Origin of the sequence: Methylobacterium isbiliense (assembly GCF_022179325.1) — a bacterium.
Taxonomy (GTDB): Bacteria; Pseudomonadota; Alphaproteobacteria; order Rhizobiales; family Beijerinckiaceae; genus Methylobacterium; species Methylobacterium isbiliense.
Window position 1 is genome coordinate 144,227 of the sequence record NZ_BPQQ01000040.1, and the last position, 14,337, is coordinate 158,563.

13 protein-coding genes and 1 pseudogene are annotated in these 14,337 nt (G+C 72.9%); 9 read left to right on the forward strand and 5 right to left on the reverse strand.

Annotated features, from left to right (window positions below):
• The first annotated feature begins 28 nt into the window (after positions 1 to 28).
• Positions 29 to 1,321, forward strand: a complete 1,293-nt coding sequence (locus MFF61_RS17890; protein WP_373324728.1) for a multidrug effflux MFS transporter — start codon at positions 29 to 31, stop codon at positions 1,319 to 1,321.
• A 44-nt stretch (positions 1,322 to 1,365) separates the two neighbouring features.
• Here MFF61_RS17890 and MFF61_RS17895 read toward each other — a convergent pair whose 3' ends face one another.
• Positions 1,366 to 1,593, reverse strand: coding sequence for a hypothetical protein (locus MFF61_RS17895; protein ID WP_238236648.1), 228 nt, complete (start codon positions 1,591 to 1,593; stop codon positions 1,366 to 1,368).
• 211 nt (positions 1,594 to 1,804) lie between these two features.
• On the opposite strand from MFF61_RS17895, the gene MFF61_RS17900 reads away from it, so the two are divergent.
• A complete protein-coding gene (locus MFF61_RS17900) occupies positions 1,805 to 2,335 on the forward strand; it encodes a DoxX family protein (RefSeq protein WP_238236649.1) in 531 nt (176 codons plus the stop codon).
• A gap of 20 nt (positions 2,336 to 2,355) precedes the next feature.
• Here the strand turns inward: MFF61_RS17900 and MFF61_RS17905 are convergent, their stop codons facing one another.
• The 4 genes and pseudogenes from MFF61_RS17905 to MFF61_RS17925 all read right to left on the reverse strand — a co-directional run bounded on the left by MFF61_RS17905 (position 2,356) and on the right by MFF61_RS17925 (position 6,028).
• The gene (locus MFF61_RS17905) at positions 2,356 to 3,291 is read right to left on the reverse strand and encodes an alginate O-acetyltransferase AlgX-related protein (protein ID WP_238236651.1); all 936 of its coding nucleotides are present in this window, start codon (positions 3,289 to 3,291) and stop codon (positions 2,356 to 2,358) included.
• Between the two features lie 55 nt (positions 3,292 to 3,346).
• Positions 3,347 to 4,507, reverse strand: a complete 1,161-nt coding sequence (locus MFF61_RS17910) for a PAS domain-containing protein (protein WP_238236655.1) — start codon at positions 4,505 to 4,507, stop codon at positions 3,347 to 3,349.
• Positions 4,508 to 4,778: 271 nt separating this feature from the next.
• Positions 4,779 to 5,472, reverse strand: a pseudogene (locus tag MFF61_RS34055) (LuxR C-terminal-related transcriptional regulator).
• A 94-nt stretch (positions 5,473 to 5,566) separates the two neighbouring features.
• Entirely contained in the window at positions 5,567 to 6,028 is a 462-nt protein-coding gene (locus MFF61_RS17925; protein WP_238236657.1) for a MarR family winged helix-turn-helix transcriptional regulator, read from the reverse strand.
• Between the two features lie 157 nt (positions 6,029 to 6,185).
• Here MFF61_RS17925 and MFF61_RS17930 point away from each other — a divergent pair, with 157 nt between their 5' ends.
• The 7 genes from MFF61_RS17930 to MFF61_RS17960 all read left to right on the forward strand — a co-directional run.
• A complete protein-coding gene (locus MFF61_RS17930; RefSeq protein ID WP_238236681.1) occupies positions 6,186 to 7,571 on the forward strand; it encodes an MATE family efflux transporter in 1,386 nt (461 codons plus the stop codon).
• Positions 7,572 to 7,575: 4 nt separating this feature from the next.
• Complete coding sequence (locus tag MFF61_RS17935) at positions 7,576 to 8,034, forward strand: MaoC family dehydratase (RefSeq protein WP_238236659.1); 459 nt, start codon at positions 7,576 to 7,578, stop codon at positions 8,032 to 8,034.
• Positions 8,035 to 8,142: 108 nt separating this feature from the next.
• Positions 8,143 to 9,978 carry a molecular chaperone HtpG gene (gene htpG, locus MFF61_RS17940; protein ID WP_238236660.1) on the forward strand — a complete coding sequence of 612 codons (1,836 nt, stop codon included), beginning with the start codon at positions 8,143 to 8,145 and terminating at the stop codon, positions 9,976 to 9,978.
• A gap of 166 nt (positions 9,979 to 10,144) precedes the next feature.
• On the forward strand, positions 10,145 to 11,284 hold the full coding sequence (locus MFF61_RS17945) for an FtsW/RodA/SpoVE family cell cycle protein (RefSeq protein WP_238236661.1): 1,140 nt from the start codon (positions 10,145 to 10,147) through the stop codon (positions 11,282 to 11,284).
• Positions 11,285 to 11,408: 124 nt separating this feature from the next.
• Complete coding sequence (murG, locus tag MFF61_RS17950) at positions 11,409 to 12,527, forward strand: undecaprenyldiphospho-muramoylpentapeptide beta-N-acetylglucosaminyltransferase (protein ID WP_238236662.1); 1,119 nt, start codon at positions 11,409 to 11,411, stop codon at positions 12,525 to 12,527.
• A gap of 34 nt (positions 12,528 to 12,561) precedes the next feature.
• Positions 12,562 to 13,977 (forward strand): UDP-N-acetylmuramate--L-alanine ligase, encoded by a 1,416-nt coding sequence (gene murC, locus MFF61_RS17955; RefSeq protein ID WP_238236663.1) that lies wholly within the window; start codon positions 12,562 to 12,564, stop codon positions 13,975 to 13,977.
• A 12-nt stretch (positions 13,978 to 13,989) separates the two neighbouring features.
• The coding region (locus MFF61_RS17960) for an endonuclease domain-containing protein (RefSeq protein ID WP_238236666.1) at positions 13,990 to 14,337 on the forward strand (348 nt) is incomplete at its 3' end.

A 14,337-nucleotide genomic window follows, 5' to 3' on the forward strand; every position in this document is an offset into this window, starting at 1 on the left:
CTCCCGGATACGTCCACTCAGGAGCAGCATGGCGCCGCGCGCAAGCCACGACGACGGGCCGGCCCGGGCGCCCGGGCAGGAGCCGGCGAAGGCCTGGACCGGCCCGGGCTTCACCGAGTTCGTGGCCCTCGTCGCCTTCATGATGGGGCTCACCGCGGTCACCATCGACAGCTTCCTGCCGGCCTTTCCGGCCATCGCCCGCGACTTCGCCATCGCGGACCCGAACCGGCCGCAGCTCCTGATCTCCGTCTACATGCTGGGCTTCGGCCTCGCGCAGCTCGCCTACGGGCCGGTCTCGGACGCGATCGGGCGCCGCCCGGCGCTGATCGCCGGCATCGTGATCTACCTCGCGGGCAGCGTGCTCGCCATGCTCGCCCCGAGCTTCGAGGTGCTGCTCCTCGCCCGCGCGGTCCAGGGGATCGGCGGCGCGGCCGGGCGCATCCTCGGCGTCGCGATCGTGCGCGACCGCTTCGGCGGGCGCGACATGGCGCAGGTCATGTCGTTCTGCATGATGGTCTTCCTCATCGTGCCGATCGTCGCGCCCGCAATGGGCGGCCTCGTGCTGGCGGTGGGGCACTGGCGGCTGATCTTCGGGGCGATGCTGGCGCTCGCGCTCGTGGTGCTGGCGTGGTTCGGCTGGCGCATGCCCGAGACCCTGCACCCGGACTTCCGGCGCAGCCTCGATCTGCGGGCGATCGGGAGCGGCATCGCCACCGCGGCCGGCACGCGCGAGACCTTCGGCTACGCCACGGCGCTCGGGCTGCTCACCGGCTGCATCCTGGCCTATGTCGGCTCGGCGCAGGCCATCTTCGACACCGGCCTCTACCATCTCGGCCGTCTCTTCCCGATCGCCTTCGGGCTGATCGCCGGCGCGATGGGGGTGGCGACGCTGATCAACGCGCGGCTGGTGCGCCGCTTCGGCATGCGGCGGCTCTCGCACGGGGGTCTGATCGGCCTGTGCGCGATGGCCCTGGTGCAGCTCGGGCTGATGCTCGCCTTCGCGGGCCGCCCGCCGCTGCCGCTCCTGATCCTGACGCTCGCCGCCTGCCAGTTCCTGCTCAGCTTCGCGATGCCGAACTTCAACGCCATCGCGATGGAGCCGCTGGCGGCCATCGCCGGCACCGCCTCCTCGGTGATCGGCTTCTACACGACCCTGCTGGCCGCCCTCTGCGGCCTCGTCGTGGGGCAGGCCTTCGACGGCACCGTGATCCCGCTCGCGGTCGGCTATTGCGGCTTGAGCGCCCTGAGCCTGCTCGCGGTGCTGTGGACCGAGCGCGGGCGGCTGTTCGGCACCGGCGCGGTGCCGCATCCGCCGCCCTGAAGGGAACCCCCGGTATCCGGGAGTGGCGCGGGAGCGGGAGCGCGTCAGGCCTCCTCGAACAGCACGCCGACCTTGGGCGGGTTGCGCCACATCACCCGGCAGGCCTTGCGGCGGTGCTTGGCCTCGACCGTGAAGGCATTGGGCAGCGCGAACGGATCGTCGGCCACGAGAACGGCGCCCGATGCCGTCGCCGTCTCGATCGTCACGCAGGCGACGGGCCGGTCGTCGACCAGAACCTGGGCCTTTCTGGTCATGAAGGTGAAGGCTTGCATCGGCGGACCTTGCCATTTCCCTGCGGAAGTTTCGCCGTGCAGGCTGGCATACGGTCGTGAACCTTAGGTAAAGCGGATGGACCGTCGCGGTCGGTCGGGGTGTGGTGCCGATTAACCCGCTCTTGACAGCGCCCGCGCCAGAGTGCGGGGGCGGTGCCGGGCGCCGCACGCTTCTGGACATTGGCCTCGACACCAAGCCGTGGAGACCGCGATGGGACGCGACGGGAACGGGATCCTGCTGGCCGGGCGGCTCCTGCTGGCGGCCGCCCTGCTGCCGGCGGGCATCGCCCACGCGCTCAACCCCTCGGGTTTCGCGCTCACGCTGGCCGGCACCGGGATGCCGGCACCGAACGCGGTCGCCACCGCGTCGATCGTCATCGCGGTGTTCGGCCCCCTGGCGCTCGCCGCGGGCGTGCTGCCGCGCCTCGTCGGCTGGACCTTGGCGCTCCACACCCTGGTGATGGGTCTCCTGCTGCACCGGTTCTGGGACTTCTCGGGCGGCACGGCGCTCGTGGAGCGCGAGCTGTTTCTGGCCCAGGCCGGCTTGGCGGGCGGGCTCATCCTCGGCGCCGTCGCCGGTCCGGGCGCCTGGAGCTGGCACGGCTGGCGGCACGGGGTGCGGGCGGCCTCGGCCAAGCCCGCACCCAAGGGGGCCGCGCCCAAGGAGCCCGCACCCAAGGCCGCCGCCCCGCGCAAGCGGGCCGCCGGCCCGCGCGCCAAGCCCGCGCGCGCCGCGGCCTGAATCCGCCCCCGAGCCGGGCCTCAGGCCGCGTCCTGCGGCAGGGCCTTGCGCGCCCGCACCAGCCGGGCGAGGGCCGCGTGCCGGAAGTGGTGCGGCGGCAGGCGCGCCATGAAACGCTCCGCGAATTCGCCGATCACCACGTCGGGCCGCACCGCGGCGACGTAATCCCAGTCGATCCCGGGCGACCACAGGAAGTGCACTTCCCGGAAGGTCTCGGCCAGGAGCCCCGTGAGCATGCCGCTGTAGACCTCGAAGCGGAAATGCGAGCAGGAATCCCCGAACAGGACGATGCGGCGCGGGTCGGCGTCGGGCGCGTCGTTGCGGAACACCACGTGGGTGCCGAGGTGCAACTCGCCGATGCGGCCCTCCGCCTCGAAGTCCCGCACGAGGTCGCTCGCATAGGCGCGCACCGCGTGGCGCTGGAGCGCGTGCGGGGTGAAGGGCTCGGTGCGGGGCGGCGCCATCTTCACGCCGAGGTCGCCGCAGAGTTCGCCCTGCGGCAGCGGGCGGCCCTCGCGCAACTCCTCCCGTGCCGTCGCGCCGAGCCGCCGGCACAGCGCCTCGTAGGCGATGAAGCAGCCCTCGTGCGTCCAGTGCGTGTCGGTGCGGAAATAGAGGTCCTGCGTGCGGCGCTTCGCCCGCAGGGGCTCCACGAGGTCGACGAGGGACGCGGCCGCGCCCGAGCCGCGCAGCCAGCGACGCAGGCGCGTGGCCGGCGCCGCCCCGACGTCGACGGAAAGCCCACCGGTCCGGTCGTCGTAGATGGTGAGCTTCTCGGGCACCACGACGTGCAGGTAGCGCAGGCCGAGCCGGCGGCAGCGGTCGGCGCGCCGCACCACCTCGCGGCGCCAGCGCCAGTCGTGCGGCCAAGTGCGCCAGGAGCGGGTGTACTGCGCCAGCACGTCGTTGCTGCCCCCGACGAGGAACAGCCACCCGTCCTGCCCCACATGCACCATCCCGCGCCCCGCCTCCGGCTCAAGGGCGGCTCACTCGCCCGGAGCCGTCACCGGGTCAAGACCACGCGGGCAGGTGTCCGACGTAGCGGCTGGTCACGTCCGCGGCGACGCCGATCATGCGCTCGTCCGCCCCGGCGGCCCGCATCAGACGCCCGCGGGCCGAGATCCAGCGCCGCCGTCCGTCCGGGCTGGTGATGCGGTAGACGACGTCGTAGGGCGCCTCCCCCCGCAGCGCCCGCTCCAGGGCGGCGAGCACCCCCGGCTTGTCCTCCGGGTGGATCAGGGTGGCCAAGTCCTCCAGCGCTCCCTCGCAGCCGCCGAACAGCTCCGCCGCGTTCGGCGAGCAGGTGACGAAGCGGGTCGGCAGATCGATCTCCCAGGTCACGAGGCCGGCGGCCTCCACGGCGAGGCGCAGGCGCTCCTCGCTCGTGCGCTGGGCCTCCTCGGCCACCACCCGCTCGTGGATGTCCGAGACGGTGCCGACCCATTCCCGCACGGTGCCGTCCGGGTTCTCGAGCGGCACGCCGCGCGACAGCATCCAGCGATAGCCGCCGTCCTGGTGGAGGACCCGGTAGGAGACCTCGATCGGCTCGGCGGTGCGGCAGGCCTCCGCCCAGACCTGGGCGGTCCGGGCCCGGTCGTCCGGATGCAGGGCGGCGAGCCAGCCCGATTCCCGCATCTCCTCCTCGGATTGCCCGGTGCGCGCGGTCCAGCCGAAGCTCTGGGCGATCCCGCCGTCGGGCGTCGCCCGCCACTCGATCGCCGCGCTCGCCTCCACGAGGGCGCGGTAGCGCTGCTCGCTCTCGCGCAGCAGGCCGGCCGCGACATCGGTGAGGCCCGGCGACGGGCTGGCCGGGTAGGCCGGGGACGGGCCGGCCCTGCGCACGAAGTTCGGCTCGTAGCGGCCGAGGGGAAGCTCGATGCGCACCGCGACCGGGCAGGCCGGATCGGCATAGATCTGCTGGAGCACCTGCCGCAGGCGCCGGGCCTCCACGCGCACGATCGCGTCCGTCGCCGGGTCGAAGCTCGGCGCCCGCTTCAGCGCGTCGGTGGCGATCGTGTACGATTTCAGCAGGCTGCCCCGCCCCGCGAGGCTCTCGCGGACCACGTAGGACAGGAAGGCCGACAATTGCGGCGACTTCTTCAACTGGGGCTGGTCCAGCAGCTGGTCGAGCGCGGCGTAGATGGTCTCCGATCCGATCGCTTCTCGTTCCATCGCGCCGGTCTACTCGCCTCCACCCCGCGGCCGAGCGTCCGGCGATGGCGCACCGCCGGCCTCCGAAGCCCAATGCGTTATCGTACACCCGACCGCATGGCGGCAACAGGTATGCAAAAGTCTCGGGGCGGAACGGTCGCGCCATTTCATGCAGATCCAGCCGGTCTGTTTGCCGCAGGGACAAGACAGTCCATGTCTTGATTGCTGCAAGCCTAGACCCGGCACCCTGCGTTCATGGCATGTCCGGACCGCACGGAACCCTAGGGCGCGATCAGCCGGCGAGAAGCCGGGCGCCCACCACCGCGGCGGCGGCGCGGTTCTGCACGCCGAGGCCGCGCAGCAGCGCCGCGATGTGCACCTTGACGGTCCCTTCGCCGAGCTGCAGCTGGCGGGCGATCTCCTTGTTCGACTTGCCCTCGACGAGGAGCGAGAGGACGTCGCGCTGGCGCGGGGTCAGCTCCACGACGCGGCTCGACCGCGGCATCTCGCCGCCCTCGAACCCCGTGCGGCGCTCGACGGCCGGCATCCGGGCCGGCGCAGGCTCGTTGAGGATCGCCAGGGAGGGGGGGCACGTAGATCTGCCCCTCCAGGATCATGCCGATCGCCCGGGTCAGTTCGGACGAGCCGAGGCCCTTGGGCACGTAGCCGTGCACGCCGACCTCAAGGGCGGCCAGGATCTTGTGGCGCTCGCTCGAACCCGAAACCACCGCCACCGTCACCCAGGGAAAGCATTCCCGCACGGCGCTCAGGCTGCCGGGGCCCTCCATGCCGGGCATGGCGAGATCGAACAGCGCCAGCGAGATGCCGTTCGCGCGCTGCGCCAGCTGGTCGAGGGCCGCATCAAGGGAGCCCGTCTCGACCACCTCCCGGAAACCGAAGTTGCGGCCGAGGATCGCCGTCATGGCCAGCCGGAAAAACTCGTCGTCATCCGCGATCAAGGCGGCACGCGCCGTCTGCTGATCCATGCCGCCCGCCCGGTGAAACACTCAACTGCCTTGAATTTAGGAGGAGCCCGGGGGCGGCGTCCACTGTTTCCGCAGAGGCCGATCGCCGGGCGCGTCAGTCTCCGGGCCGCCCGAACGCCTCGCCGAAACCCGGCGAGGCGATCTCGTCGACGAGGGCGCGCAGCTGCGCCGCCTTCTCCCGGCCGAACACGGCCTCGAAGCGCAGCTGCGCCTCGCGCCAGCGTGCCGCCGCCGCGCGCAGGCGCGTCCGCCCGGCCTCGGTCAGCGCGACGCGGCGCTGGCGCCGGTCGCGCGCGTCCACCGCGAGCGTGACGAGGCCGTCCCGTGCGAGCGGCTTCAGCGTGTGGCCCAGCGCCGACAGGTCCATCACCATCGCCTCGGCGAGTTCCCCCATGGTCGGCGTGCCGAGATCCCGCAGCTGCACGAGCAGGCCGAACTGCGTCGCGCGCAGGCCGGAGGGCGCGATGGCGTCGTCGTAGAGCTGGCTCAGCCGCCGCGTCGCCCGCCGCAGGCCGGCATTGCTGCAACGGCCCGGCCTCTCGCCCGTCTCGCTCACCCGTGCTTCCCTCTCATGCGCGAGGCCCGCAGGCCGCATGGCTCGGCCGGGCTCCGGCCCTTGACGATTGCTGGCATATGCCATCAATTCTCTCGCAAGGCCGTCCGGCACCATGCCGCTCCACCCGGCCTGCGTCGAGGCCCGCATGACCGATCGTCTGGACGACCGCACCCGCCGCCTGCTCCGGGATCCGATCGGTCCGACGCTCGTGCGTCTGGCCGTCCCCACCATGCTGGTCATGACCGTCCAGGCGGCGGTCGGGCTGATCGAGACCGCCTTCGTGGGACGGCTCGGCACCGATGCTCTCGCCGGAATGGCGCTGGTCTTCCCGCTGCTGATGGTGGTGCAGATGATCTCGGCCGGGGCGGTCGGGGGCGGCATGCTCTCGGCGGTGGCCCGTGCGCTCGGGGCGGGGCGGCGCGCTGAGGCCGAGGCGGTGGCGTGGCACGCCGCGCTCCTCGGACTCGGCTTCGGCCTCCTGACCACGGCCCTGTTCCTGCCGTTCGGGCCGGCGCTCTACGCCGCGATGGGCGCGGACGGCGCGGTGCTCGCCGCGGCCACGGCCTATGGCGGGGTCGTGTTCGCCGGGGCGGTGCTGATCTGGCTGTTCAACGCGCTCGCGGCGGTGATTCGCGGCACGGGCAACATGACGCTGCCGGCCGTGGTCACCTGCGCGGGGGCGGTGCTGCTCGTCCCGCTCTCGCCGGTGCTGATCTTCGGCCTCGGGCCGCTGCCGGGCCTCGGCATCATCGGGGGCGGGGTCGCGGTCCTGGCCTACTACGCGGCCGGCACCGCTGTGTTCATCCGCCACCTCTGGGCCGGGGAGGGGATCCTGCGCCTGGGCCGCCGGCCGCCGGCCCCGGCCTGGGGGCCGACCCGCGAGATCCTGCGGGTCGGCGCCGCCTCCGCGCTGGTGAGCCTGACGACCAACATCACCATCGCGGCCGCCACCGCCTTCGCGGCGAGCGCCGGGCCGGCCGCGGTGGCGGGCTACGGCACGGGCGCGCGGCTGGAATACCTGCTCGTGCCGCTGGTCTTCGGCCTCGGCGCGCCGATCTCCGCCATGGTCGGGACCAGCATCGGGGCGGGCGAGCACGCCCGGGCGCTGCGCGTCGCCTGGACCGGCGCGGCGATCGCCGCGGGCATCACCGAGGCCATCGGCCTCGGTGCCGCGCTCGCGCCCGCCGCCTTCCTGGGCCTGTTCGGGGCGGAGGCCGGCATGCTGGAGACGGGGGGGCGCTACCTGCGGATCGTCGGCCCGTTCTACGGCTTCGCCGGGCTCGGCCTCGCGCTCTACTTCGCCGCGCAAGGGGCCGGGCGCGTCGGCTGGCCCCTGGTCGCGGGCCTGACGCGGCTCGCCGTCTCGGTGGGCGGCGGCTGGCTGGCGCTGCGCGTCGGCCTGGGCCTCGACGGCGTGTTCCTGGCGCTCGCCCTCGGCCTCGCCGCGCTGGGCACGATCAACGCCGCCGCGGTGGCGGCCGGCGTCTGGTTCCGCGTGCGCCCCGTCCCGGCCCCCGCCCTCGCGGCCGGCCCCGGAGAATGAGCCGATGACCCCCCTCTACTTCGAGGACCTCGCGCCCGGACAGGTGCACCGCTCGGGCGAACTCGCGGTCACCGCCGAGGCGATCAAGCGCTTCGCGGCCGAGTACGACCCGCAGCCCTTCCACCTCGACGAGGCGCGGGCGGCCGCCTCGTTCTTCGGCGGGCTCGCGGCGAGCGGCTGGCACACGGCGGCGCTGACCATGCGCCTGCTCGTCGAGAGCGGACTGCCGCTCGCGGGCGGCATCATCGGCGCGGGGATGGACGAGCTGCGCTGGCCGCGTCCGCTGCGCCCCGGCGACACGATCCGACTGGAGAGCGAGGTGCTGGAGCTGCGCCCCTCCCGCTCGCGCCCGATGCAGGGCCTCGCCAAGGTGCGCACCACCACCCTCAACCAGGACGGCGCGCCCGTGCAGGTGCTGGTGGCCAACCTCGTGGTGATGCGGCGCGAGCCGGGCGGGGCATGAGCCGAACGCCCGCGCCGGCCCCTCTTCCGGCGGGTCCCGGCCCCGTTGAAAAGCGCGGCCGGACTTCGCATATCGCCGCCGTCATCACCGAGAGGGAGTGGATCGGACGTGAGCGAGACTCTGGAACGGCATGCCTTCGGGGCAGAGGTCGGGCGCCTCCTGGATCTCGTCGTGCACGCGCTCTACTCGGAGCGCGAGATCTTCCTGCGCGAACTCGTCGCCAACGCGGCGGATGCGGTCGACCGGCGGCGCTTCGCGGCGCTCACCGAGCCGGCGCTCGCCCTGCCGGCCGAGGCCAAGGTGCGCATCCGGCCCGACAAGGCGGCCCGCACCCTGACCGTCTCGGATCCCGGCATCGGCATGAGCAAGGAGGATCTGGCGCAGAACCTCGGCACCATCGCGCGCTCGGGCACCCGCGCCTTCAGCCAGTCGCTGGCGGACGCCAAGCCCGACGAGCGCCCGAGCCTGATCGGCCAGTTCGGCGTCGGCTTCTACTCGGCCTTCATGGTCGCCGACCGGGTCGAGGTGACCTCGCGCCGGGCCGGGACCGACGAGGCCTGGACCTGGGCCTCGGAAGGGCAGGGGGAGTACACGCTGGCCGGCGCCACCCGCGAGGAGCCCGGCACCGACATCGTCCTGCACATGAAGGCCGATGCCGACGAGTACCTGGAGCCGCTGCGTCTCGAGACCATCGTGCGCAAGTGGGCCGACCACATCACCGTGCCGATCACCCTCCTGCGCGACGGCGAGGAGGTGCCCGGCAACGAGGGCACCGCGCTGTGGCGCAAGCCGAAGCAGGAGATCACCGAGGAGGCGTACACCGAGTTCTACCGCCACCTCACCCACAACTTCGACACCCCGTGGGCGACTTTGCACTGGCGGGCGGAGGGCGCCCTCGACTTCTCGGCGCTGCTGTTCATCCCGGCGATGAAGCCCTTCCTCGCCGTCGAGGAGGAGCGCGAGAGCCGGGTGAGGCTGCACGTGCGGCGCATGTTCATCACCGACGAGGCAGGCCTCCTGCCCTCCTGGCTGCGCTTCGTGCAGGGCGTGGTCGACACCGAGGACCTGCCGCTCAACGTTTCGCGCGAGATGCTGCAGGCGACGCCGGTGCTGGCGCGCATCCGCCGCGCGGTGACCGCCAAGGTGCTCTCGGAGCTGAAGTCGCGCGCCAAGGACGCGGAGGCCTACGCGCCCTTCTGGCAGGCCTTCGGGCCGGTGCTGAAGGAGGGCATCTGGGAGGCGGCCGAGCACCGCGACGAGGTCGCGGGGCTCCTGCGCTTCCGCTCCTCGGCGGTCGAGGGCTGGACCTCCTTCGCCGACTACGTCGCGCGCATGAAGCCGAACCAGGAGGCGATCTACATCCTGGTCGGGGACGACACGGCGGCGCTGGCGCACTCGGCCCAGATCGAGGGTTTCCGCGCCCGCGGGCTCGAAGTGCTGCTGCTCTCCGACCACGTCGACGCCTTCTGGCCCGAGCGCCTCGACAAATTCGACGGCAAGCCGATCCGCAGCATCACGCAGGGCTCGGACGACCTCTCGGCCTTCGCGCCGGAGGGCGAGGCGGCGGGCGAGGCCGCGGACCTCACCGAGTTGCTGCCGAAGCTCAAGGAGATCCTGAAGGACGACGTCGCCGACGTGCGGGCGAGCCAGCGGCTGGTGGAGAGCGCGGTGCTGCTCTCGGCCTCCTCGGGCGGGCCGGACCTGCAGATGCAGCGCCTGCTGCGCCGGGCCGGCCGCGGCTTCGGCGCGGGGCTGCCCGTGCTCGAACTCAACCCGCGCCACGCGCTGGTGCGCCGCCTCGCCGAGCAGGCGCGGGAGGGCCGCGACCTCGCGGAGGCGGCCCACACCCTCCTCGACCTCGGCCACGTGCAGGGCGGCGACCCGCCGCGCGATCCCGTCGCCTTCGCGCGCCGCGTCGCGGCCGCGCTCGCCGCGCAGGGGTAGGATCCCGCCGCCCCGCCGCGTCGGGGAGACGCCGGACCGGCGCCTCCCCGGCAACGGTCGGTTTACCATTCCGGCCGATGCTCCGGGGGAGTCATGCCCCCGCATCCTCGCGGGACGCGCCCGCGTGCCGGGCGCGCCGCGTCGGCGGCAGCGAGGATCCGAAATCATGATGTCCCGCGCGGAACGCTCGCATCTCGGCGATTGGTGGTGGACCGTCGACCGCGGGTTGCTCGCCGGCCTCGCCGGCCTGATGACCGTCGGCCTCGTCTTCCTGATGGCGGGCGGTCCGCCGGTGGCCGAGCGGCTCGGCCTGCCCACCTTCCACTTCCTCAACCGGCAGGTCGTCTACCTCGTCCCGACGGTGGCCCTGATCCTGGCGGTGTCGTTCCTGTCGCTGCGCCACGTGCGGCGGCTCGCCCTCGTCACCTACCTCGCCGGCGTCGCGCTCTGCGTGCTCGCCATCAAGTACGGGCCGGAGATCAAGGGCGCGCATCGCTGGGTGCAGTTCGGCTCCTTCGGCGTGCAGCCCTCCGAGTTCGTGAAGCCGGCCTTCGTGATCCTGGCGGCCTGGGCCTTCGCCGAGGGGGCGCGGCGCCGGGACATGCCGGGCGGCGCGCTCGCGGTGCTGCTCCTGCCGGCGACCATCGTGCCGCTGATCCTGCAGCCCGATTTCGGCCAGACCATGCTGCTGACGATGGTGTGGTGCTGCATGGTGTTCGTGGCCGGCCTGCACTGGCTCTGGGTGGCGGGTCTCGGGGGGCTCGGCCTCCTCGGGGTCGGGGCGGCCTACGAGTTCCTGCCCCACGTGCGCGACCGCATCACCCGCTTCCTCGACAAGGATTCGGGCGACAACTTCCAGACCTTCTGGTCGAAGGAATCCTTCAACGTCGGCGGCTGGCTCGGCACCGGGCCGGGCGAGGGCGTCGCCAAGCGCCATCTGCCGGACGCGCATACCGACTTCATCTTCTCGGTGGCGGGCGAGGAGTTCGGCGTCGTGGTCTGCATCGGCCTCGTGCTGCTCTTCGCCTTCATCGTGATGCGCGGCCTGATGCTGGCGCGGCGCAGCGAGGACATCTTCTGCCGGCTCGCCATCACGGGCCTCACCACGCTGTTCGGCCTGCAGGCCTGCATCAACATGGCGGTGAACGTGCGCCTGATGCCGGCCAAGGGCATGACGCTGCCCTTCGTCTCCTACGGCGGCTCGTCGCTGATCTCGCTCGCGCTCGGCATGGGCTTCCTGGTGGCGCTGACCCGCCGCCGCCCGCGCACCGCGCTCCTCAACCGCGACGAGGGGCTGGCGCGGTGATCCCGGGGTCAGGGGCCTTGAGGCCCTTGGCGGTCGCGGGGCGGCGCCCCGCGCCAAGGCCGGGGGTGATCTTGCGGCCCATCCGTGACAGAGAGCGGCCGGAATCCGGAGACGTGAGCCCCGCATGACGGTCGCCCAACCCCTCGTCCTCCTCGCTGCCGGCGGCACCGGCGGCCACCTCTTCCCGGCCGAGGCGCTGGCGCTGCGCCTGCGCGAGCGCGGCATCCGGGTCGCGCTCGCAACCGACAGCCGCGTCGAGACGCTGTCGGGCGGCTTCCCGGCCTCCGAGATCGTGGCGATTCCGTCCGCGACGCCGTCCGGGCGCTCGCTCGTCGCGCGCGGCGCGGCCTTCCTGACCCTCGGGCGGGGCTTCGCGGCCGCCGTGCGGGCGGTGCGCCGGCTCAACCCGGCGGTGGTGGTGGGCTTCGGCGGCTATCCGACGGTGCCCCCCCTGCTCGCCGCGCAGATGCTCAAGGTGCCGACGCTCCTGCACGAGCAGAACGCCGTGATGGGCCGGGCGAACGGCTTCCTGGCCCGCGGCGCGAGCGTGATCGCGACGGGCTTCTCGGAGGTGCGGGGCGTGTCCGCGAAGGTGACCGCGCGGCGCGTCCATACCGGCAACCCGGTGCGCCCCGCCGTGCTGGCGGCGGCCGGCACGCCCTACCCGCCGCTCACCGCCGACGGACCGCTCAGCCTGCTTGCCTTCGGCGGCAGCCAGGGCGCCCGGGTGATGAGCGAGGTGGTGCCCGAGGCGGTCTCGCGGCTGCCGGCGGCCCTGCGGGCCCGGCTCACCGTGATCCAGCAGGCGCGGGCGGAGGATCTGGCGCGCGCGGAGGGCACCTACGGGCAGGCGGGCCTCGCCGCCTTCGCGGTCGCGCCCTTCTTCAAGGACCTTCCCGCCAAGATGGCGGGCGCCCACCTCGTGGTGGCGCGCGCGGGCGCCTCGACGGTGGCCGAACTCGCGGTGATCGGGCGGCCCGCCATCCTGGTGCCGCTCCCGGGCTCCCTCGACCAGGACCAGGCCGCCAACGCCGCGGTGCTGGAGGCGGCGGGCGCCGCCTTTCCGCTACCACAAACGGCGTTCACTCCTGAGCGCCTGGCCGCCGAACTGACGACCCTGTTCGGTGCCCCCGAGCGCCTGACCGCGGCCGCCGCGGCGGCCCGGCGCGCCGGACTCCCGGACGCGGCCGAGCGTCTCGCCGCCCTGGTGGTCGAGACCGCTGTGACCGCCGCAACCCGCTGACGCACGACGACGAGACCTGAGGACACCCGACCCCATGAAGCTGCCGAACCAGCTCGGACCCATCCACTTCATCGGCATCGGGGGCATCGGCATGTCCGGCATCGCCGAGGTGATGCACAACCTCGGCTACACGGTGCAGGGCTCGGACGCGACCGACAACGCCAACGTCAAGCGGCTCGCCGAGAAGGGCATCCGCACCTTCGTGGGCCACACGGCCGAGAACCTCGCGGACGCCGCCCTGGTGGTGGTCTCGACGGCGATCCGCCGCGACAACCCGGAACTCGCGGGCGCGCGCGAGCGGCGCCTGCCGGTGGTGCGCCGGGCCGAGATGCTGGCCGAGCTGATGCGCTTCAAGTCCTGCGTGGCGGTGGCCGGCACCCACGGCAAGACCACCACCACCTCCCTCGTCGCCACGCTCCTCGACGCGGGCGGGCTCGACCCCACGGTGATCAACGGCGGCATCATCAACGCCTACGGCACCAACGCCCGCATGGGCGAGGGCGACTGGATGGTGGTGGAGGCCGACGAATCCGACGGCACCTTCCTGAAGCTGCCGGCCGACATCGCCATCGTGACGAACATCGACCCCGAGCACCTCGACCATTTCGGCTCCTTCGACGCGATCAAGGACGCGTTCCGGGCCTTCATCGACAACATCCCGTTCTACGGCTTCGCGGTGATGTGCATCGACCACCCGACCGTGCAGGACCTCGTCGGGCGGATCGAGGACCGGCGCATCATCACCTACGGCGAGAACCCGCAGGCCGACGTGCGCCTGATCGACGTCGATCTCAAGGGCGGCCAGAGCCGCTTCCGGGTGATGATCCGCGACCGCCGCCCCGGCTTCCGGCTGGAGATGGAGGACCTCGTGCTGCCGATGCCGGGCAAGCACAACGCGCTCAACGCCACCGCGGCGCTCGCGGTCGCGCACGAACTCGGCGTCTCGCCGGAGGCGATCCGCAAGGCGCTGTCGGGCTTCGGCGGGGTGAAGCGCCGCTTCACCCGCACGGGCGAGTGGAACGGCGCGCAGATCTTCGACGATTACGGGCACCATCCGGTGGAGATCAAGGCGGTGCTCAAGGCCGCCCGCGCCTCGACGGAGGCCAACGTCGTGGCGGTGGTGCAGCCCCACCGCTACACGCGACTGGCCTCGCTGTTCGACGATTTCTGCACCTGCTTCAACGATGCCGACACGGTGATCGTCGCCCCCGTCTACGCGGCCGGCGAGGCGCCCATCGAGGGGGCGGACCGCGATTCCCTCGTGGCGGGCCTGAAGTCGCGCGGCCACCGCAACGCGATCGCGCTGGAGCGCAGCGAGGATCTCGCCGGCATGATCGCCGGCGTGGCGGGCCCCGGCGACTACGTCGTCTGCCTGGGCGCCGGCAACATCACGCAATGGGCCTACGCGCTACCGGGCGAACTGGCGTCGCTGGGCGAGCAGGCGGCGTGAAGGCGCCGTCCGATGCGCGGCCCTGATCCCGGCCGGACGCGGCGCGCGCGCGGTCTGCGGCAGATGCAGACCGAGCCGGAGGCCCGGTTGTGGTCACGCCTGCGCGACCGGCGGCTCGGCGGGTTCAAGGTCGTGCGGCAATGCCCGGTCGGTCCTTACGTCGCCGACTTCGCCTGCCGCGAGGCGAAATTGGTCATTGAACTCGATGGCGGCCAACACGCCGACAGCGCGCGCGATCGGCGTCGGGATGCGTGGTTGTCCTCCCAGGGATACCGCGTCCTGCGGTTCTGGAACGGCGAAGTTTCATCGAATCTCCCCGGAGTCTTGGAGACGATCCTCGCCGCCCTCTCCTCTCCCCGC